Origin of the sequence: Flexivirga sp., from assembly GCF_051955415.1 — a bacterium.
In the GTDB taxonomy this organism is placed as follows: domain Bacteria; phylum Actinomycetota; class Actinomycetes; order Actinomycetales; family Dermatophilaceae; genus Flexivirga.
In genome coordinates, this window is the sequence record NZ_JBQCGS010000051.1 from 26,424 (window position 1) to 47,555 (window position 21,132).

General features: G+C 69.5%; 15 protein-coding genes and 1 riboswitch. Of the genes, 7 read left to right on the forward strand and 8 right to left on the reverse strand.

Annotated features, from left to right (window positions below; genetic code table 11):
* Positions 1 to 162: 162 nt before the first annotated feature.
* A complete protein-coding gene (locus tag ACTHL4_RS08785) occupies positions 163 to 3,645 on the forward strand; it encodes a TIM-barrel domain-containing protein (RefSeq protein ID WP_440282374.1) in 3,483 nt (1,160 codons plus the stop codon).
* A gap of 28 nt (positions 3,646 to 3,673) precedes the next feature.
* Positions 3,674 to 5,326, forward strand: a complete 1,653-nt coding sequence (locus ACTHL4_RS08790; protein ID WP_440282375.1) for a DNA polymerase — start codon at positions 3,674 to 3,676, stop codon at positions 5,324 to 5,326.
* 26 nt (positions 5,327 to 5,352) lie between these two features.
* Here the strand turns inward: ACTHL4_RS08790 and ACTHL4_RS08795 are convergent, their stop codons facing one another.
* From ACTHL4_RS08795 to ACTHL4_RS08810, 4 genes are all read right to left on the reverse strand, one after another.
* Positions 5,353 to 6,309, reverse strand: a complete 957-nt coding sequence (locus ACTHL4_RS08795) for a PAC2 family protein (protein WP_440282376.1) — start codon at positions 6,307 to 6,309, stop codon at positions 5,353 to 5,355.
* 64 nt (positions 6,310 to 6,373) lie between these two features.
* Positions 6,374 to 10,267, reverse strand: coding sequence for an ATP-dependent RNA helicase HrpA (gene hrpA / locus ACTHL4_RS08800; protein ID WP_440282377.1), 3,894 nt, complete (start codon positions 10,265 to 10,267; stop codon positions 6,374 to 6,376).
* Positions 10,268 to 10,299: 32 nt separating this feature from the next.
* The gene (locus ACTHL4_RS08805; RefSeq protein ID WP_440282378.1) at positions 10,300 to 11,172 is read right to left on the reverse strand and encodes a serine protein kinase RIO; all 873 of its coding nucleotides are present in this window, start codon (positions 11,170 to 11,172) and stop codon (positions 10,300 to 10,302) included.
* A 289-nt stretch (positions 11,173 to 11,461) separates the two neighbouring features.
* On the reverse strand, positions 11,462 to 12,787 hold the full coding sequence (locus tag ACTHL4_RS08810; RefSeq protein ID WP_440282379.1) for a bifunctional o-acetylhomoserine/o-acetylserine sulfhydrylase: 1,326 nt from the start codon (positions 12,785 to 12,787) through the stop codon (positions 11,462 to 11,464).
* 76 nt (positions 12,788 to 12,863) lie between these two features.
* A riboswitch (SAM riboswitch) is annotated at positions 12,864 to 12,981 on the reverse strand.
* 171 nt (positions 12,982 to 13,152) lie between these two features.
* Between ACTHL4_RS08810 and ACTHL4_RS08815 the strand changes: the two genes are divergently transcribed.
* The 5 genes from ACTHL4_RS08815 (at position 13,153) to ACTHL4_RS08835 (ending at position 17,397) form a co-directional block, all read left to right on the forward strand.
* Positions 13,153 to 13,722: an N-acetyltransferase family protein gene (locus ACTHL4_RS08815; RefSeq protein WP_440282380.1), complete on the forward strand. Its 570-nt coding sequence runs from the start codon at positions 13,153 to 13,155 to the stop codon at positions 13,720 to 13,722.
* Between the two features lie 50 nt (positions 13,723 to 13,772).
* Positions 13,773 to 13,934, forward strand: coding sequence for a CopG family transcriptional regulator (locus ACTHL4_RS08820; protein ID WP_440282381.1), 162 nt, complete (start codon positions 13,773 to 13,775; stop codon positions 13,932 to 13,934).
* On the forward strand, positions 13,931 to 14,695 hold the full coding sequence (locus tag ACTHL4_RS08825) for a hypothetical protein (protein WP_440282382.1): 765 nt from the start codon (positions 13,931 to 13,933) through the stop codon (positions 14,693 to 14,695). The genes ACTHL4_RS08820 and ACTHL4_RS08825 overlap by 4 nt, the downstream gene beginning before the upstream one ends.
* 72 nt (positions 14,696 to 14,767) lie before the next feature.
* Positions 14,768 to 16,519 (forward strand): HNH endonuclease signature motif containing protein, encoded by a 1,752-nt coding sequence (locus ACTHL4_RS08830; RefSeq protein WP_440282383.1) that lies wholly within the window; start codon positions 14,768 to 14,770, stop codon positions 16,517 to 16,519.
* Positions 16,520 to 16,644: 125 nt separating this feature from the next.
* Positions 16,645 to 17,397, forward strand: coding sequence for a hypothetical protein (locus tag ACTHL4_RS08835; RefSeq protein WP_440282384.1), 753 nt, complete (start codon positions 16,645 to 16,647; stop codon positions 17,395 to 17,397).
* A 21-nt stretch (positions 17,398 to 17,418) separates the two neighbouring features.
* On the opposite strand, the gene ACTHL4_RS08840 is transcribed toward ACTHL4_RS08835, so the two are convergent.
* The 4 genes from ACTHL4_RS08840 to ACTHL4_RS08855 all read right to left on the reverse strand — a co-directional run.
* Positions 17,419 to 18,675 (reverse strand): DUF445 domain-containing protein, encoded by a 1,257-nt coding sequence (locus tag ACTHL4_RS08840; RefSeq protein ID WP_440282385.1) that lies wholly within the window; start codon positions 18,673 to 18,675, stop codon positions 17,419 to 17,421.
* Complete coding sequence (locus ACTHL4_RS08845; protein WP_440282386.1) at positions 18,663 to 19,394, reverse strand: DUF4352 domain-containing protein; 732 nt, start codon at positions 19,392 to 19,394, stop codon at positions 18,663 to 18,665. Before ACTHL4_RS08845 ends, ACTHL4_RS08840 begins: the two co-directional genes overlap by 13 nt.
* A 74-nt stretch (positions 19,395 to 19,468) precedes the next feature.
* A complete protein-coding gene (locus tag ACTHL4_RS08850; RefSeq protein WP_440282387.1) occupies positions 19,469 to 20,005 on the reverse strand; it encodes a hypothetical protein in 537 nt (178 codons plus the stop codon).
* 16 nt (positions 20,006 to 20,021) lie between these two features.
* Positions 20,022 to 21,132: McrC family protein (locus ACTHL4_RS08855; protein ID WP_440282388.1), on the reverse strand; the 1,111-nt coding region annotated here is incomplete at its 5' end.

Genomic DNA, 21,132 nt, shown 5'->3' on the forward strand with positions numbered 1-21,132 from the left:
GGCCTGCGTATGCCCGGGAACAGCGGCGCCGGCGGCGCACGAAAGGTTCGACGGTCGCGAACTGCCCATCGACCGGACAGAACCTCTAGAGTCGACAAATCGCGTGTTAATGATCGAAACCCCCGAGGATCAATCATTATCAATCATCTGTTTCGCCAGTGGGTGGCGCTTCTCGCGTCCGCCGCCCTCGCCTTCGCCGGCCTCGTCGCGGTGCTGCCGACCGCCTCGGCCGACGCAGCCGCCCACCTCCCGGACATCACCGCCGCCCACCACGACGGCAACCGCTACGTGTTCGATGCCGGCGCGGCGAAGCTGCGGGTGACCGTCGAGGACGCCGATCTGCTGCGCGTGGAGGTCGCGCCGGACGGCACGTTCACCGACCCGGCCAACGACACTCCCTCCGATCCCACCGCGCCCGACGCCGACATCGTCGTCAAGACCGACTACGCCGGCGCGACGTCGAAGCTGCGGGAGACCGGCACGGCATACGTGGTGACCACCGCGGACGCGAGACTGACGATCGACAAGTCGCCGGCAACACTGACCATGCAGCGCTCGGACGGCACGCTGCTGTGGCGGGAGACCGCTCCCCTGTCCTGGGGTCCGGGCGGCACCACCCAGCACCTGGCGCAGGGGGCCGTCGAGCAGTACTTCGGCGGCGGCATGCAGAACGGCAGCTTCAGCCACCGCGGGCAGAAGCTGTCGATCTCCAAGGACGGCTGGGACGAGGGCGGCCAGCCCAATTCGGTGCCGTTCTACATCTCCAGCAACGGGTATGGCGTGCTGCGCGACACCTTCGCCAAGGGCACCTACGACTTCGGCGCCGGCTCCGCCACCGTCGCCACCACGCACGACGAGCAGCGCTTCGACGCCTACTACTTCGTCGGTGACGCCAAGCAGGTCATCAACGGTTACACGGAGCTGACCGGTCGCCCGCTGGCTTTGCCGATGTACGCGCTCGAACTCGGCGATGCCGACTGTCACCTGCACAACGCGAACCGCGGCGAGCGCCATACGCTGGCCGACTCGGAGGCCGTCGCCGACGGGTACCGCAAGCACAACCTGCCGCTGGGCTGGATGCTGGTCAACGACGGGTACGGCTGCGAGTACGAGGACCTGGCCAAGACCGGTGACATGCTCCACGAGCACGGCGCCGAGCTCGGACTGTGGACCCAGCGCGACCTGACCGAGCAGAAGTCCGAGGTCGCCGCCGGCGTGCGCGTGCGCAAGACCGACGTCGCCTGGATCGGCCCCGGCTACCGCTTCGCGCTGGACGCGTGCGAGAAGGCCCGCGACGGGATCGAGGACAACTCCACCGACCGGGCCACCGTGCTGACCATCGAGGGCTGGGCCGGCACCCAGCGTTGCGCCGCCATGTGGTCCGGTGACCAGAGCGGGTCGTGGGACTACATCAAGTGGCAGATCCCGACCTACGCGGGTTCCACGATGTCCGGGCAGCCGGTGACCACCGGTGACGTCGACGGCATCTTCGGCGGCAGCGCGCCGACCTACGTGCGTGACCTGCAGTGGAAGATGATGCTGCCGATGACCTACGCCATGAGCGGCTGGGCCGCCAAGGACAAGCAGCCCTGGACGTATGGCGAGCCCTACACCTCCATCAACCGCAAGTACCTGATGCTGCACGAGCGGCTGCTGCCGTACTTCTACACCTACACGATGAATGCCACGAAGACCGGCGTCGGCCCGACCCGGCCGCTCTACCTGGACTACCCGGACGACCCCAACACCTGGGGTGACAAGGCGAAGTACGAGTTCCTCGCCGGTGACGACTTCCTGGTGGCGCCGGTCTACTCCGACACCACGGTCCGCAACGGCATCTACCTGCCCGAGGGCCGGTGGATCGACTACTGGACGGGCCGGATCTACCAGGGCGGTCAGACGGTCAACGGCTACCAGGCGCCGCTGGACACCCTGCCGCTCTTCGTCAAGGCCGGCGCGGTGATCCCGCAGTTCCCGAAGGGCACGACCGACTGGGCGCAGGGCAAGAAGGCGGGCCAACTGGACCTGGACGTCTACCCCAGCGGCCACACCTCGTTCACCACCCACGAGGACGACGGCCGCAGCCAGAGCACGGCCTTCGCCCAGCAGCGGTTCGACGTGGCCGCACCGACGTCCGGGCGCGGCCCGGTCACCGTCCGGATCAGCGCGCTCGCCGGATCGTATGCCGGCAAACCCGCCCAGCGGCACTACCGGCTGACCGTGCACACCGACGTGAAGCCCGGTCAGCTGACCGTCGCCGGTCACAAACTGGTGCACCGCTCGTCGGTGCAGGCGCTCGACGCCGCCGACTCCGGCTGGTTCTACGACGCGGACACGGGCGTCATCCACGTCAAGACGCCCTCGGTGCCGACCGCTGCCGCGGCCACGCTGCGGATCACCGGAGCCGGGGCGGTCGGCGGGTCCCACCCGGCGGACCGCGACGTGAGCCTGCACGTGACTCCGCCGAGCATCTCGGTCGCCGGCCAGACCCGTCCGGTGACGGCGGCGTACACCAACGACACCGGCACGCCGGTGTCCGTGCGGTCGACCGCGATCACCGCACCGCAGGGCTGGACGGTGCGTGCGGACGGTCCGACGAGCAGCCCCGCACTGGCGGACGGCGCCACGTTCACGGCGACGGTCACGCTGACCCCGCCCGCCGATGCAGCACCCGGCACGGTGGACCTCACGGCGGCGACCACCTACCGGGCACACAACACGACCCGGACCGTGACGGACCGCGGGACCACGACCGTCGCGTACGCCGACACGGCAGCGGCATACAACAACGTCGGGATCACCTCGTCCGCCGACCCGGCGCCCGGCAACCTCGACGGCGGCGGCTCGAGCCTGCTGGCCGAGCAACTGGCCGAGCACGGAGCCACCCCGGGTGCGAAGGTGTCCGCCAACGGCTTCGACTTCAGCTGGCCAGACGTGCAACCCGGCACGAAGGACAACGTCGCCGGCGAGGGCCAGACGATCTCGGTGAGCGGCAAGGGCAACGCGCTGGCGTTCCTCGGGACCGGCACCAGCGGGTCGGCCGGCGGCACGGCGACCGTCTACTACGCCGACGGCACCAGTGACTCCGGCACGGTCGGTATGCCGAACTGGTGCTGCCTGGCGCAGGACAGCTACGGCGCCAAGGTGGCCATTCGCACCCTCGGCAAGAACACGCCGAACGGACCGGCATACCCGACGACCGAGTACCGCGTCTACACCTCCACCCTGCAGACCGACCCCGCGAAGGACGTCGTCGCGGTGACCCTGCCGTCCAACGCGTCGTTCCACGTCTTCGCGATCGCCGTCGGCGACCAGGAGGTCGTGAAGCCGCCGCTCGCGGACGGCCAGTACGCCCTGACCGTCTACGGAAAGGCTCTGACCGCACCGGATTCGGACAGCGGCTACCTGACAGTTGCGACGGCCAGCAGCGACGCCCGGCAGAAGTGGGTGCTGACCCGGCATGCCGACGACGGTTCCTATGAGTTGAAGAACGCGGGGACGGGCGACTGCGCCGACGTGCCCTACAGCTCCACCCAGGACGGTCAGGCGGTCGGACGGTACACCTGCACCGGCACCGATGGCGCCGTCACCCAGGCCAAGGACACCGGCACCTCCGGCCAGCGGTGGTCGGCGACGGCGAACTGACCCCGGGCCGTTACGGCACAATGGGCCGGTGCGGGGTTCGCTGTATGCCGTCGCGGTGCAGGGTGACCGGGCAGTCTGTGTCGGGCCGGAGGGCAGTTGCCTCGACGCCGGACCGGCCGAGCTGGTCGACTTCGTCCGGGCGAGCGAGCGTGCAGCCGGCCAGGACCCGCCACGCTGGGTGTGGTGGTCCGCCGCCCAGTCGGCCACTCCCCTGGTCCGAGCCGGTCTGACGCTGCGCCGCTGCTGGGACCTGACCGAAGCGCACCGGTTGCTGGTGGGCGGCTTCGAGGCGGACACGGAGGAGATCTGGGCCGTCGCCGCCGGGCTCGACCCCGACGGTCGGCCGGCGCCGGTGATGGGCGACCTCTTCGACGTGGTCGGCGACGACGCGGTGGTCCGCCCGGACGGCTACCTCAATCCCTCGTGTTCCCAGTCGGATTGGCGACATGAGAAGCTACCGGAGTTGGCCAGGTGTGCCCTCACGGCAGCCCGCCGACAGGAGGCGCTGCTGTCCCGACGGCCGCGCGGCGTGAGCACGGCGACCAGCGAGTCGGGGGCCGCGTTGCTCTGCGTCGAACTGGGTGAGCACGGGCTGCCGGTGGACCGGACGACCCTGGAGCAGTTGATCACCGGGATCGCCGGGCCGCGCCCACGGAACGAGGCGCATGCGGCCCGGCTGCGGACGGCTCGCGACGAGTTGGTCCTGCGGCACGTTCCCGGACGGGGCACGACGGATCTGCGCAACCCGGCGCACGTGCGCGCTCTGCTGCGTTCGCTGGGCGTCCAGGTGGAGGACACGCGGGCGTGGCACCTGACGCCGTACCGAGACGTGCACCCGGTCGTGGACGCGCTGCTCGACTGGCGCAAGGCCGAACGCATCGCCACCACCTACGGCTGGTCCTGGCTGGACCGGTTCGTCGGGCTCGACGACCGGCTGCGGGGCACCTGGACCGCCTGCGACGGTGGCGCAGGACGGATGACGGCCGGCGCCGGGCTGCACAGCCTGCCGGCTCCGCTGCGCCCGGGCATTGCTGCGGCACCCGACCACGTGCTGGTGCGGGCCGACCTGGGGCAGGTCGAACCCCGTGTGCTGGCGGTGGTTTCCGCCGACCCGGACTTCGCTGCGGCGACGGCGGAGGACGACCTCTACGCCACCGTCGCCGCCCAGCTGCACCTGGACCGGCCGGCCGCCAAGATCGCGGTCCTCGCCGCGATGTACGGCCAGACCTCCGGGCCGGCAGCCGACGCGCTGCGGCGGATGGAACGCACCTACCCGCGGGCGTTGCACCACTTGCGCGACGCAGCTGGCCGGGGCGAGCGCGGCGAACCGGTGCTGACCTATGGCGGCCGCTTCATCCGCGGTCGGGCGGCGACCGATCAGGCGGGTCGCCGCGCGGTCGGGCGGTTCACCCGCAACGCCGTGGTGCAGGGGGCGGCGGCGGAGTTCTTCAAGGCGTGGGCTCTGACCGTCCGGGACGCTGTGCGGCCGCTCGGCGGGCGGATCGTGCTGTGCCTGCACGACGAACTGCTCGTGCACGCGCCCGCGCCATACGCCCAGGAGGCCGCGCAGGCCGTGGACGATGCGCTGCAGGCGGCCGCGCGGCGGTGGACCGGCGGCGCGCCGGTGCGCTTCGTCGCGGACACGCGCGTCATCCACCGTTGGTCCGAGGCCAAGGACTGATCCCGTCGGGCGAGTGAGAAGTCGAGCTAGCGCAGGAAATCGGGGCCTTCGGGGCCCTTACCGCGGTCCTCGGCGTCGTCCGGCTCCTCCTCGCGCAGGAACTTCTCCAGCTCCGCGCCGATCTCGTCGGCGCTGGGCAGCTGGGCCATCTCGGTGGCCAGGAGGTTCTGCCGCTTCAGGCCTTCGGTGAACGCGTCGTACTGTTCCTCGAGCCCGTGGACGACCTCACCGACCTCGTCGTTCTCGTCGACCTGCTTGGTGATCTCGGCACGGTGCAGGCCGGCGAGCGCCGCCAGCTCGTGCGCGGGGATGTCGAGTCCGGTCAGCCCGCTGATCGCCTTGAGCGCTTCGACCGCGGCGTCACCGAAGTCCATCTGGGCCAGATAGTGCGGCACGTGTATGGCGAAACCGACTGTGTCCACGCCGGATTCGCCCAGGCGCAGGTGCATCAGACTGTCCAGCGAGCCGGGCACCTGCACCGACCCGAAGAGCGCTTCGTTCTCCGGGATGAGCGAGGACTTGCTGGCGAACCGGGTCATTCCGATCGGCCGGGTGTGCGGCACGCCCATCGGGATGCCCTGTGCACTCACGACCAGCTGCACCCCGAGGCGGCGGATGAGCTGCCGGATCGCCTCGATCATCCGCTCCCACTGATAGTCCGGCTCCGGGCCCGCCAGCAGGTAGAAGGGCGTGCCCTCGGCATCGGTCATCCGGTAGAGCAGCAGTGCCGGGTCGGCGTATTCGGTGAACCGGTCACGGTCGAACGTCATGACCGGCCGCCGGCCGCGGTAGTCGAGCAGCTGGTCGACGTCGAACGACGCGACGACCGTGTGCTCCAGGCTGCCCAGCAAGTGGGCAGTCAGCAGTTGTTGGGTGTTGCCGGCGTCGATCAGGCCGCCGAGCGACACCACCATGGTGTGCGCACCGAGCGCACTGGCATGTGTGTCGGTCTCGAGCTGGTAGAGCTCACGCGGGTCTTGCACGACATACTCCTGGAGTTGTTGGCTTCCTACACGAGAACGCCGCGGGCCGCGGCAGGATTCCCGCTCACCGTGCAGCGGCGTCCTCGACGGCGTCCATGGCCTTGAAAATGCGTTGCGGCGACACCGGTCGGGGCGTGCCGAGCCGCTGGGCGAAGAGGCTGACGCGCAGCTCCTCGATCTGCCAGCGCAGGTCCACGACATCCGGGTCGGTATGGCGCGCCTTCGGCAGGTTCGCCAGCAGCTTGCGACGCTCCTCCTCCACGACCCCGACCTCTTCGGACCGCTGCCGGTCCCGCGCCAGGTCACCCGGCGCCTTGGCGATGCGCTCGAGCATGCCGCGCAGATAGCGGTCGAGGTCGCGCAGTCGGGTCAGACCGGTCTCGGCGACGAAGCCGGGGTGGAACAGCGCAGCGAGCTGCTGCTCCAGCTCGGCACGCAGCTGCGCGACCGACGGCTGTGTCATCGCGTCCAGCGCGAGCCGGACCTCGCGGGCGTGGTCGAGGACCGGCGCCAGCGCCTCCACCACGGACACGACGCGCGGCGCGATCTGCTGGCGCACGACACGCAGCGCCTCATCGAACTGGCCCGTGTCCCGGACGGTGCCGTCGGGCAGGTCACGCGCCACGATGTCGTCGACGGCCGCGGCGAGCACGTCGTCCATCAACGCGCGCATGCTGCCGTGCGGGTTGTTGCCGAGCGCGAGGCGCTGCCGGGTGGTGAACAACCCCTCGATGCGCTTCCACGGCACATCGACGTTCAGCAGGATCAGCCGCCGGATCCCGCCCTTGGTCGCATACGCCTGTGCGGACGCCGTCGGCAGCACCTGCAGGGACACGCTGTCGCCGTGGTCGACCAGCGAGGGGTAGCCCTGGATGGTGCGCTTGCCGTGCCGTTGCTGGTAGGTCGCAGGCAACTCGCCGAGATCCCAGGTGGTCAGCCCGGTGCGTTCGATGGCCGCGGCGGCCTTCGACACGGCACCTCGCACCTTGCCGGCGAGTTGCTCCTGCAGGGCCGGCAGGTCCTTGCCCTCGGCCAGTTTCCTGCCTCGCGAGTCCTCCACGCGGAACGTCATCCGCAGGTGGTCCGGCACCCGGGACCAGTCCCACTCGCCCGCGGGGACCGCTGCGCCGGTGGCGGCCCGCAGGGCGTCGCCGAGTTGCGCGGTGATCGGTCCCTCGTCCGGGTGCAGCTGCGGCAGTGCGCGACGAGCATGATCCGGTGCGGGGACGAAGTTGCGGCGAATCGCCTTGGGGAGCGCGCGGATCAGCGCGGTGACCAGCTCCTCCAGCAGACCAGGGACCAACCAGTCGAATCCGTCGTCGTCGACCTGGTTGAGCTGTTCCAGCGGCAGATGCACCGTCACCCCGTCGGCGTCCGAGCCCGGCTCGAACTGGTAGGTGAGCCGCAACTTCAGATCGCCCTGCCGCCAGCTCTTCGGGTAGTCCGTCGCGTCGACCGCGTCGGCGTCGTCGCGCAGCAGGATGTCCTCGGTGAGAGTCAGCAGCTTCGGGTTCTTCCGACTCTCGGTCTTCCACCAGGTGTCGAAATGCGCTGCGGACACGACCGATTCAGGAATCCGTGCGTCATAGAAGTCGAAGAGCTCCTCGTCCCCGACGAGCAGGTCACGACGTCGGGCGCGCGCCTCCAGGTCGGCGATGCGCGCGACCAGCTGCCGATTGTCCCGGAAGAACGCGTGCCGGGTCTCCCAGTCGCCCTCGACGAGCGCGTTGCGGATGAACAGCTCGCGGCACAGCTCCGGGTCGACCTTCGCGTAGGAGACCTGTCGACCGGCGACGAGGGGGACGCCATACAGGGTGACCCGTTCGGCGGCCAGCACACTGCCCTGCTTGCGGGACCAATGTGGTTCTGCGTACTGCCGTTTCACCAGGTGCGCACCCAGGCGCTCGGCCCACGCCGGGTCGATCCGCGCGTTGGTGCGTGCCCACAACCGGGTGGTCTCGACGAGCTCGGCCGACATCACGTAGTCGGGTTGCCGCCGGAAGAGCGTTGACCCCGGCTGGATGGAGAAGCGGGCACCGCGTGACCCCTGGTAGTCGCGCTTGTCGGTGTCCCGCAGGCCGATCTGTGACAGCAGCCCGGCCAGCAGCGCCTGGTGTATGGCGTCCTCCCCCGCGGGGTTGTCGCTCGGCGCGAGGTCGTGCTGTTTGGCGACGCGCTTGAGCTGAGCGTGCAGGTCCTGCCACTCGCGGATGCGCAGGTAGTGCAGATATTCACGCTTGCACATGCGGCGGAATGCACTGCTGGACAATGACTTCCGCTGCTCCTTGAGGTAGTGCCACAGGTTCAGCAGGCTGAGGAAGTCGCTGGCTTCGTGCTTGAACCTCGCGTGCGACTGGTCGGCCTGTGCGTGCGCGTCTGCGGGCCGTTCGCGGGGGTCCTGGATCGAGAGCGCGGCGACGATCACCAGCACCTCCCGCAGCGAGCCGTTCTCCGCCGCTGCGACCAGCATGCGCGCCATCCGCGGGTCGACCGGCAAGGCCGCGATGGTGCGGCCGGTCGCCGTCAGCTTCCGCCGCTGCGACCGTCTCTGCTCCACCGCGCCGAGCTCCTCCAGCAACCGCACGCCGTCGGTGACCTGCCGCGGGTCCGGCGGCTCGACGAACGGGAAGCGCGCAACGTCGCCCAGGCCCAACGAGGTCATCTGCAGGATCACCGACGCCAGGTTGGTGCGCAGGATTTCCGGGTCGGTGAAGTCGGGTCTCGCCTCGAAGTCCTCCTCGGCATACAGCCGGATGCAGACCCCATCGGCGAGGCGGCCGCAACGACCGGACCGCTGGCGCGCGGACGCCTTGGAGATCGGCTCGATCGGCAGGCGCTGCACCTTGGTGCGCTGGCTGTAGCGGGAGATGCGGGCGGTGCCGGTGTCGACGACATACCGGATGCCGGGGACGGTCAGCGACGTCTCGGCGACGTTGGTGGCCAAGATGATCCGCCGTTTGCCCGAACGCTTGAAAACCCGGTGCTGCTCGGCCGACGAGAGCCGTGCGAAGAGCGGCAGGATCTCGGTGGACGGCAGCTCCAACCCGGTCAATGCGTCTGCGGCGTCACGGATCTCGCGCTCCCCGGAGCAGAAGACCAAGATGTCCTGCGGACCACCGTCAGCCTTCGTCTCCGTCCACAGCTCGGTCACCGCGTCGGTGATGCCGGTGACCTGGTCGATGTCGACCTCCAGCTCGCCCTCTTCGCGCACGAGCGGGCGATAGCGCACCTCGACCGGGTAGGTGCGACCGGAGACCTCGATGACCGGCACCGGCGGCTGCCCGTCGACCGTGAAGTGGTCGGCGAACCGCTGCGGGTCGATGGTCGCCGAGGTGATGATCACTTTCAGGTCCGGCCGGCGCGGCAGCAACTGGCGCAGGTAGCCGAGGATGAAGTCGATGTTGAGCGACCGCTCGTGCGCCTCGTCGATGATCAGCGTGTCGTAGCGGCGCAGCTCGCGGTCACGCTGCAGCTCCGCGAGCAGCACACCGTCGGTCATCACCTTGATCAGCGAGTCCTGGCTGGTGTGATCGGCGAATCGCATCTGATAGCCGACGGTTTCGCCCAGTGTGACGTCCAGTTCCTCAGCCACCCGCTCGGCCACCGAGCGTGCGGCGATGCGGCGCGGCTGGGTGTGTCCAATCATGCCGTCCAGCCCGCGGCCGAGCTCGAGACAGATCTTGGGCAGCTGGGTCGTCTTGCCCGACCCCGTTTCTCCGGCGATCACCACGACCTGGTGGTCGCGGATCGCGTCGGCGATCTCCGCCTTGGCGGCGCTGACCGGCAACTGCTGCGGGTAGCTGATCTGCGGCACGAGGGTGCGCCGGTGCTCGCGGCGGGCCGCGCGCTGCTCCGGAGTCTCTCGAGGTGGTCGTCGGTCGCCCTGCCGGCCGGAATTGCGTCCGCGCCGGCCACGGGACCGGCGACCGGCGGGCGCGGTGGAATCGGGTGAGGTCATGGTGATCCCGCCCATTGTCGCAAACTCTCCCTTCACACGGCGCGCGCCACCACCTCGCCGAACAGCTCCTCGCCGTCGACGTCCAGACCGCGGGCGCGGAACCAGGCCGCCACGTTGGTGCAGTCGCGCTGCAGCATCTCCATGCCGTGCGGATTGCCGAAGAGGTCGATCGTCTGCGGCAGGTCGATCATCACCAGCCGCTCCCCCGCCACCAGCAGGTTGTACGCCGACAGGTCACCGTGCACGCAGCCGAGCGCGGCAAGTCCGCTGACGGCGTCATACACCTGCGACCACAGGGAGGCGAGCAGTTCCGGCCGCGGCCGGGTGGCGGCCAGCCGAGGCGCCGGCGTGCCATCGTCACCGAGCACGAGTTCCATCAGGATCTCGGTGCCGTCGACCTGCACGGGGTAGGGCACCGGCAGTCCGGCCCGGTGGAAGCGCACCAGCGACTCCCACTCGGCCCACGCCCAGCTGCCGGCGGCCACCGACTTGCCGAACGTGGTGCTCTTGGCCATCGCTCGCGCCTCCCGGCCGCCCTTCTTGGGCAGCTTGCGGCCGTCGGTGTAGGCGGTGTTGCGATGGAAGGTGCGATGCGTCGAATCGCGATAACGCTTGGCGGCGAGCACGACACTGCGGTCGTCCAGCGGCGCCGACCGCTCCAGCAGGAAGACATCGGCCTCCTTGCCGGTCTTGAGCACACCGAGCTCGGTGTCGACGGCGGCGTCGTCGGTGATGACCCAGTCCGGCCAGGGCTGCGGGCCCCGGCTCAGGGGCTGGCAGTTGCCCCACGTCGACCAGCGCTGGTCGACGGCGAGTGCGCCGATCTGCCGGTAGTCGAAGGCGAAACGTTGATCGACGGACGTGCCGTCAAGGGAGGAGGCGGAGGCCTCCGGGTGGTGCGACATACGGGAAACTCCGATCGAGGAAGAGCCTGGAAGCGGGCAGCGTGTCCTGTCCTTCTGCCATCGCTGACTCCTTTCCTCGAAGCGACGTATGCCGCCGTCGGTGCGGCACAGTTATGCCGCCGGTGCGTGTGTGCCCAGGCTTCCCGGCATACAGCGTTGCGGTCAACCGAATTTCAGCACGCCGGTCGAGTAGGGCGAGGAACGAGCCCGTATCGAGACCAGCGTGGCGTCGAAAAGGCCCTGTGCGGCATACGAGAACGTATGCCGCACAGGGCCTTTCAGGCGGTACTCAGCCCTTCGCTGCGCGGAATCCCTGCTCCAGGTCGGCGATGATGTCATCGACGTGCTCGATGCCGACCGAGAGCCGGACCAGCCCGGGGGTCACTCCGGCCGCGAGGCGATCCTCGTCCGGACCCTGCGAGTGCGTGGTGGACGCCGGGTGGATCGCCAGCGAACGGACATCGCCGATGTTCGCGACGTGCGAGTGCAGCGTCAGTGCCTCGACGAACTTCTTGCCGGCCTCGACGCCGCCGGCGATCTCGAAGGCCAGCACGGCTCCAGCCCCGAGCGGCGTGTATTTCTGGGCGAGCTCGTAGTATTCGTTGCCTGGCAAGGACGCCCAGCGCACCGACTCGACCTGCTCCTGCTCCTGCAACCACTCGGCGACCGCGCGGGCGTTGGCGACGTGGCGCTCGACGCGCAGGCTGAGCGTCTCGATGCCCTGCTCGATGAGGAAGGCATTGAACGGTGACACGGCCGAGCCGAGGTCACGCAGCAACTGCACGCGGGCCTTGAGGATGAACGCCAGGTTCGCGCCGAGCGCACTGCCGACGCCGAGGTCCCGTGCATAGACCAGCCCGTGGTACGCCTCGTCCGGGGTGTTGAAGCCGGGGAACTTCTCCGGGTCTTTGGCGAAGTCGAAGTTGCCGCTGTCGACGATGACGCCGGCGATCGAATTGCCGTGACCACCAAGGTATTTGGTGGCCGAGTGGATCACGATGTCGGCGCCGTGCTCGATCGGGCGCAGCAGGAACGGCGTGGCGATCGTGTTGTCGACGACCAACGGCACCCCGTGGGCGTGCGCCACGCCGGCGACGAGTTCGATGTCGAGGACCTCGGATTTCGGGTTCGACACGGTCTCGGCGAACACCAGCTTGGTGTTCGGCCGGATCGCGGACTCCCAGCTCGCCGCATCCGTGCGGTTCTCCACGAAGGTCGTCTCGATGCCGAGCTTGGGCAACGTGTGCTTCAGCAGGTTGAACGTCCCGCCATACAGGCTGGGGCTGGCGACAATGTGGTCCCCGGCCTGCACGATGTTGAGGAACGTCAGGGTCTCGGCCGCCTGGCCGGAGGCGACCAGCAGCGCACCGACACCGCCTTCGAGGTCGGCGATGCGCTTCTCGGCCACGTCCGTGGTCGGGTTCATCAGCCGGGTGTAGATGTTCCCGAACTCCTTGAGCCCGAAGAGATCTGCGGCGTGGTCGGTGTCGTTGAACTGGTAGGACGTGGTCTGGTAGATCGGCAGCGCGAGCGCACCCGTTGCCGGGTCGGCGCTCTGGCCGGCGTGGATCTGGCGCGTCTCGAAGGACCAGTTGGGAGTTGCCTCGGTGCTCATCTGTGTTCTTGACCTCCGTGCTCGATCGCCGTATGACGACGCACGGCCGCCTTCGGCGGCGGACCCACATTCGTGATGCCCGCGCTTGCCACACGGCGATCTGCACCGGTGGCCCGGTCCTCACCCGGGGCACCCCACCGCGAGAGGAGGGTTGCCGGTCAGCGAGCCGGGGCTTGACGCTGACACTCATGACCTGTCCGAGATGCTAGCGCCGCTCACCTTCTGATACATAATCGTCTCTTACTATGGACGCCTCGCAACGTTATGAGAGCGAAGGCGCCCGAGGAACGACTGTGCAGGAGCGGCGTGCACCGGCGACGGTGGAAGAGGTCGGTGCCCGAGCCCGCACCGGACACAATGGGCCCATGACGAACTCTGCGGTCACCATCGAGCGACTGGACCGGGTCGGCACTCGGGACGTCGACGCACTGACGGCACTGGTCGGCACGCTCATCCGGGCCGACGCGGCGATCGGCTGGGCCGATCCGCCGACCCGGGAGGAGATGCGGGACCTGCTGACGGACCTGGTCGCAGCCGGCCCCTCGGACGCCTGCGTGCTCGTGGCGCGTGCGCCGATCGGCGGTGCGGGTGAACCAGACTGCAATCCCGTCGGATTCGGCTATTGGCGCCGCTACGCTCGCACCACCCTACGGCCGCACGCCGACCTGGAACGCCTGGCCGTGGCCGCCGAGTTCAGCGGCCGAGGCATCGGCCGGATGCTGCTGCGGCACCTGATCGACGCCGCGCGCGTCGCCGGCTGCGAGCAGCTCACGATCGACTTCCGGGGTGACAACGCCGGCGCCGAGCACCTCTACGTGTCCGAAGGCTTCACCGAGTACGGGCGGCTGCCGGATTTCGTCGCGCCGGACGCGGAGCGCCGGTTCGACAAGGTATTCCAGGTCCTCGACCTGCGCGAGCACCCGCGGGGCCGGTAGCCGCCGTCCCACCTCTTGACGGCGACGTCCACTATGTCTAGATTGCTAGCATGCCAGCAAGCGACAAGCCCGCGAAGGCGCAGTTCAACGTCTATCTGCCGGGCGATCTGATCCGCGAGGTCAAGCACCGCGCGATCGACGACGGCCTGAGCCTGTCGGCCCTCGTCGAGCAGGCACTCCGCGACTACCTCGATCCAGGAGCGACCCGATGAACCTCTTCGTGCAGCCGATCCGCTTCACCGACGACATCGACGCGATGACTCGTCTGCTGACCACCCTCGGGCTGCGCGTCGCCCTCACCGCCGACAAGGGCGGATGGGTCGTGCTCGCCGGCCGCGCCGGCACCGTCGCCCTGCACAGTGCGGCGGATGCGGCGACCGGCGCCCGGCCGGGGCACACCAGCCTGTGTTTCGAAGCGTCCGACCTGCCGGCGCTCGCACGGCGACTGACCGCGGGTGGCTTCGGCGACGACGGCCACCCCGCCGGGTCGATGGTGTACGACGAGGCCTACGGCCGGGCCATCACGGTCACCCTCGGTGATGAGGACCTGACGATCAACGGCACCTCCGACGATCTCTACGGATACACGAGCACGGGCGTCACACCGGGTCCCGACGCCGGCGATCTGCGCGTCACGCCGATCCGCTTCATCGACGATCAGGCGCCGGACCGCCGGCTGCTCGAGGCCCTCGGCTTCGCACTCGTCGGCGAGGCGAACGAGCACTTCACCCAGCTCACCCTCCCCGGAGCGGGCGGATCCGTGGGGTTGCACCTTGCCGGAGACGAGTCACGCGTCATACCAGGGCCGTTCGCGGTGCAGCTGAGCTTCGAGACGGCCACCCCCCTGCCCGAGATCATGCAACGGGCCGCCGCGGCGGACGCCACCACGGCGCTGCACGAGTCCGAGTTCGGTGACCACGTCACGATCACCGACCCGGACGGCCAGCAGATTCAGGTGCACGCGAGGGCGTGACCTGCTGTGCGTCGTGCACCGGTGAGGGCCGTTCCGTCCGACGATGTCGGTGGTCGGTGATTCGCTGGACACATGATCGAAGAACGCGCTACGACTGCACCGCCGGATGCGGCTCGCATCGCCGGGTCGCCGACGCCTGCGTTCCCCGAAGCTGTCTCGGCGGCGCGCGACGAGCTGGCGATGATCAGCGCCCAGCTCAACGACGGGCATACCCGTCTCGTCGCGTTGATGCGCCGGGTGCTGGCCGACGAGCTGTGGTGCGGGGTGGGTTTCCGTTCACCCGAGCACTGGCTGACGGCATACGCGGGTCTGACTTGGTCGTCGGCCCACGACGTCGTCCGCATCGCCGAGCGGTGTTCCGACTTGCCGACGATGCAGCGGTTGCTCGATGCGGGCCGGCTGACGCTCGGGCTCGCCGCCGTGATCGCCAAGCACACCCCGAGCGCGTATGACGCGGATGTTGCCGAGTTCGCCTCCTACACGACCGTGACGCAGTTGCGCAGGGCGTTGTGCCGCTATGAGTTCGAGACCGGCGCCGACGGCAACGCAGCCGACTCCGACTCGAACTCCGACGACTCCGACGACTCGGCCGACTCGGCCGACTCGGCCGACGCCCAAGACGCCGGCAGCAGCAGCGCGCTGTTGGCCGGCGCCGCAGCCGACGACGAGGCCTTGGTGGACGCAGCCACCGACGCCGCCCAGGCGCGAACACCAGGCCGGCACGATCCCACCACCGCACCTCCTCGCCTCGAGATGCGTTACGCCGCAGGGCGTTTTCTCCTCTCGTACGACGCACCTGCCGATATCGGTGCCTTGGTCGAGCAGTCGCTGCTGGAGGCGAAGGACGCGCTGTTCCGCCTCGCGACAGGAACGACGGCCGACGCGGGCAGCGCCACGTCCCGACCGTCGGCCACATGCGGCGACAACCCCGGCAGCGCGTCCCGCACCCATCGCGGCGCCTCCTTCGGAGAGGCGATGAGCCTGTTGGCTCAACGGTCCCTGGACACCGGCGCACCGCTCGGCCATTCGCGGGCAAGTCGCTACCGCGTCTACCTGCATCTCGACACTCAGGGCGCGGGGTGGCTGCACAAGCAGTGCGCACTGCCCTCGACGTTGCGTGCCCGGATCCTCTGCGACGGCGTGATTCAGCCGGTCTGGGAGACCGAAGGCACTCCGGTCAGCGTCGGTCGGGCTCAGCGCATCGTGCCAGCGCGCACCCGTCGCCTGCTGGAGGACCGCGATCGCGGGTGCCGCTTCCCGGGTTGCCTCGCGATGCATCACCTGGAATGCCACCATCTCGACCACTGGATCGACGGCGGGCTGACCGACGCCGACCGGCTGATCATGCTCTGCCCGTTCCACCACGACGAGCACCATCGCGGCACCTTCGTCATGGTTGGAGACCCGACCCGGCCGGACGGCGTCACCTTCACCGCACGCGACGGGACACGGTTGCGACCGCTCTACCAGCTCTACGACCCGCTTTGCGGGCTGCGTTCGGAGCCGCGCCACGATCGGCGTCGTGGCCCGGACCGCCCGTCGCAGCACGACCCTCGCGGCAATCACGCCACGCCGCACTTCGCACCGTACGCCGGTCCGACGAACGAGACGCTCCATCTGTCTCTGGTCAGGTTCGATCCGCGACCGCCGGCAGCGAGTCCGCGGTCAGGCGCCTCACCAGGTGAGCAACGCCCGGGTGACCAAGACCCACCGTGGGCGAGATCCCAGGTGACCAAGACCCCCGTGGACGAGATCCCGGGTGACCAAGACCCCCGTGGACGAGACCGGTGGGCAAGACCCGGTCAGTGCCTGAGCCCGCACTGATTCGGTGCACGCAGGCTCGCGGGCACACCATCGGCACGCGCAACACCGCGCCCGCGGTCGCGAGCCGGCCGCGGCGACCCACGACTCGCGACCTCCGACCCCATGCAGGCACCTATAGTGATCGGATGCGCCTGCCCGAGGACATCCCGGCAGTGCACGACTTCAGACGGCAGCTGGGTGATCTCGACTGGATCGTGGGCAGCTACGCCGCCGGCTCGGTCGCCTCCGGCGAGTATGCCCCAGGGGTGAGCGACATCGACCTGGTCGCGCTCACCGCATTCCCATTGCTGGACGCACAACTGGAGCAGCTTGCGCGCATGCACGCTGCCATCGACGCCGCGCATCCTGGAGCGCAACTGGGCTGCGTCTACGCGCCTGTCGACGAGTTGCCGGGCTTGCACATCGCACACCCGACGTGGACCCACGGGCGGCTGGTCGAGCGAGAACTGTCGCAGCTAACACGGGCCGAGCTGGGGCAGTTCGGCATACGGCTGACGGGTATGCCGCGCAGGCAAGTGTTCCCGCCGTTGCCGGCTGCGACCATTCGCGCGGCCGCGCGCGCCGAGTTGACCGGCTACTGGTCGTGGGCGGCACAACGGCCGTGGCTGTTCCTCGACCTGTCATTCGCAGATCTGGCGCTGATCTCGATGACCCGTGCACGTCATACGCTGCGCAGCGGCGAACTCATCGGGAAGCCTCAGGCGCTCGACGCGCTGCACGCTTCCGCCGGCGTTCGGGCAGCGGTGCGACGACGACGACGCCCGCCGCCGGCACGCGCACGACGTCTGTCCGCCGCACGGGCACGGCGCCTGCGCACGGGGTGGTCGGCGTGGCGCGACGTGCGGCACACCGTTCGCACCGCCCGCCACGCCCACTGAGGACGAGACCCGGCCGCCGCGTCAGAGCAGCTGCGCCAGGGAATAGATCAGCAGACCGACGAGACCGCCGACGACCGTGCCGTTGATCCGGATGAACTGCAGGTCGCGACCGACGTGCAGCTCGATGCGCTGCGACGCTTCGTCGCCGTCCCAGCGCTCGATGGTCTGCGAAATGACCGTGGAGATCTCGTGGCCGTAGGTCGTGACCACGTGCCCGGAGATCTCCCCCAGCCGCCGATCCAGCGACGCGCGGAGCTCGTCATCGGAGACGATCCGGCCACCGAGGTCGGTCAGTGCCCGCACCAGCCGCGCGCGCAGGTCGCTGTCGGGGTCCTCCAGCGATTCGACGACCACCCGCTTGACCGACTGCCACATGCCGACGAGCGAGTCGCCCACCGACGGGTGCGACAGCACGCGCACCTTGAGCTGCTCGGTGCGTTCCATTGTGGCCGGGTCGTTCTGCAGGTTGTCGGCCAGCTTGGCGAGCAGGTCGTCGATCGCGCGCCGCACCTGGTGGTCCGGCGTGTCCCGTATGTCGGCCAGCCACCGGACCAGCTCGACGTGCAATCGTGCCGCCACGGTGTCGTCCAGCCACCGTGGCGACCACCAGGGGGCGCGACTGCCGATCAGCGAGGTCACGGTCTGCTCGTTGTCCCGGACCCAGTCGTGCAGCTCACGCACCACCAGATCGACGACCTGGCGATGCGAGTCGTCCTTCACCACACCCTCGAGCAGGCTGCCCAGCAAGGGTGACACCGGCTCACGGGCCAGCCGGGGCAACAGGACCCGGCCCAGGAAATCACCGACCTCGGCATCGCTGATCGAACCGATGCCCTTGGCCAGGGCCGGCGCCGACTCGGTCACCACGCGGGTGGCGTTCGCGGGGTCGGCCAGCCAGCGACCGACACGCAACGGCACCTGCGCGGTCGCCAGTCGCTGCTGGACGTTCTCCGCGGTCAGGAAGTTGTCGGTGACGAAGTCCTCGAGACTGTGGCCGATGCTGTCCTTGCGCTCGGGGATGATGGCGGTGTGCGGCACCTTCAGCCCCAGCGGGTGCCGGAAGAGGGCGGTGACCGCGAACCAGTCGGCAACGGCACCGACCATCGCTGCCTCGGCGGCGGCGTTGAGGTAGCCCCAGACGCCGTGGTGGCCGTGGGTGAGGACGAAGACGACCGCCGCTGCGACGAGCAGCGAGGTCGCCACCAGCCGCATCTTGCGCAGCCGGCGACGGCGTTCCTGGTCGGCGGCGCTCAGCGCGGCCGTTCTCAGTCGGTCCACGCGACCGGCGCGTCCGAGCTCTTGTTGTCGAAGGTGCTCGGGCGGTAGAGCAGGGTGTATTTCGTGTAGTCCTGGCCCGCCGGCGCCTCGAAGACGATGGTGCCGGTATAGGTCCTGCTGGTCTTGCTCAGCGTGGCGTCGTCGAACTGGTCCTGCTTCGGCACGGCCTGGGACAGCGAGCTGTAGTCGCACAGGTTCTTCTGGCTGTCGCGCAGGGTGAAGTAGATGCCGGCGATGGTGCTGTCGTCGCCGGACTTGTACGCGACGGTGACTTTCACCAGCAGGTTGGTCTGGCCGTCCGGGGGGCCGAAGATGTCACCGTCCGCGGGCTTCTTGGCGTGGGGCACCTGAGGGGTGATGGTCACCGTGCCGCCATACTTCTGGCTCAACTCCAGCGGCTTGCCCCAGGCTGCCTTCCGGGTGCTCGGCGCGAGGACGCCGGGGGTCAGGAAGCCGTCGTCCTCGGCGGTGCACACCTTCGCCGGGTCGCCGGTGGCCGAGCTCGGCGCGGCGGAGACCGTGGGCACCTCGCTGTCGGTCGGCACACTGCTCTGAGTGGGGACGCTGCCCTGGGTCGGCACCGGTTGATCGCTGCCCTGGCTGGTCGCGGGCGGCGGCTGCACCGTCGGGGCCGCATCGTTGCACCCGGCCAGCGCGCCGGCCGCGATGACGGCCGGCACCGCACCCAGGGCGATCCTGCGCACTGCGGTGGTGGTCATAGTCCCCTCGAAGCTCATGGTCCCCTCGAACCCTGCTGACGATCGTGCTCACGGCCACGCGCGGGCACGCTGCCTCAGGCTACGCGAACCGTCCAGACCTCCGGCTTGCCGGATCCGTGCTCGTCCTTGGCGAACTCGCGGGTGCCCTCCCCGACCGGGATGCCCTGATGCCCGGCCGCCTGGCTGATCGCGGTGGCGATGCGGTCCCACACCGCCGCGCCCTGCGGGAACCCCATCTCCCAGGTCATCGCCTCGACCCCGATCACGGTGCGGTCCGGCATCAGCTGCGCACGAGCGCGCGGGTAGGAGCCATCGATCTGGATCACGATCGCGCCCTGCTCGGACCGCACGTCGGTGACCCGGTCATCGGAGGACACGATGTGGGCTATGAGTTCGCCGGCACGCGTCGGATCCGCACCGAGGGTCAGCGTGCGGCCCATCATCGTCAGGTGCTTGGTCGCCGGTCCGGCGGCGATCGCCCGGCCGAAGTTGCCCTCGACCGCCCGATCACGCACCTGCTGGTGGGCGTGGGAGACCTTTCCCTTGACGAAATACCAGACGAATGAGCCGACGATGATGATCAACAGCACCAGGACGAGTTTGGCGAACACCGACCCAGTATGGCGCTCAGCCCGGGTATGCCGCCCGGCGCGGGTAGGACACGACGCGCACCAGCTCGGCGAGCGTGTCCAGCGAACCCGCCAGCCGGGCCGCCGGCACGTTGAGCCGCAACGGCACACACAGCAGCCGGGTGCCGATGCTGCGGACCACGACCTCGGGTGCCGGAGCCTGGTCGGCGTGGGCGTAGATCAGCAGCCCCGCCTCGAGGCCGAGCGCGGACGCGTACGCCAGCAGCGGGTAGAAGTCCGACCCGTCGCGCCGGTCCGCGGCCAGGTGATAGGCGACGTTGCCGACCAGCACCGGTTGCAGGTCGCGCCGCAGCAACAGGTCGGGAGTGAAGTGCCACTGGTCCTGCACGTCGAGTGCGTACTGCGGGCGCTCCTCCACGTTGAGGGTCGGCCACAGCCGGTTGCTCAGCTCGACCGTGATCCAGCGACAGAAGAGGTCGTCCATGTCGATCATGAACGCGTGAGCCGTCTGCTCGCCCTCGATGTGCCGGATGGTGATCCCGTCCAATGCCCTGCGGGCCAGCTCCAGGGCCGGGGCGTAGTGCTCGTTCAGCCGGGTGATCGGCAGGTCGTCGTGGTGCTGGTCCGGGCTGGTCACCTCCACACCTTCGAAGCGTTGCACCAGCCGCAATCCGTCGCGGCGCACCAGGGGCGGCAGGTCCGGCCAGCTCAGCACCTGCCGGACGGCACACAACAGCATGCGGTTCTCGGGTATGTCGGGCGTGAATTCGTCGTACCGGCAGGGCGGTGCGGCGGCGGCCCACGGCCGGGTCGCCAGCTGGTCGACCAGCAGCCGGCCCCGGATGACGCTGGTGTCCTCCTCGAGGGTCACGTAACCGTGCAGCAGCCCGCGTCGGGTCGCGGTGTCGATCGCCCGCAGCAGGAAGGCCGCCACCCCGTCGACGAGTTCGCTGTCCGCCGCCCACCCGACGGCGTCACTCCCCCAGGCGTCCGCCGGCAGCCCGGCGGAGAACATCGTGAAGAGGTTCTCCATCGGGGCGCGCGGCTGGCCCCGGATCGTGACGCCCGGGACCCCCACCCCACCGACCCCGGACCCCGTGCGCACCCACACCCCAACCCGGTAGGCGGGTGCGACGACCGGGATCTTT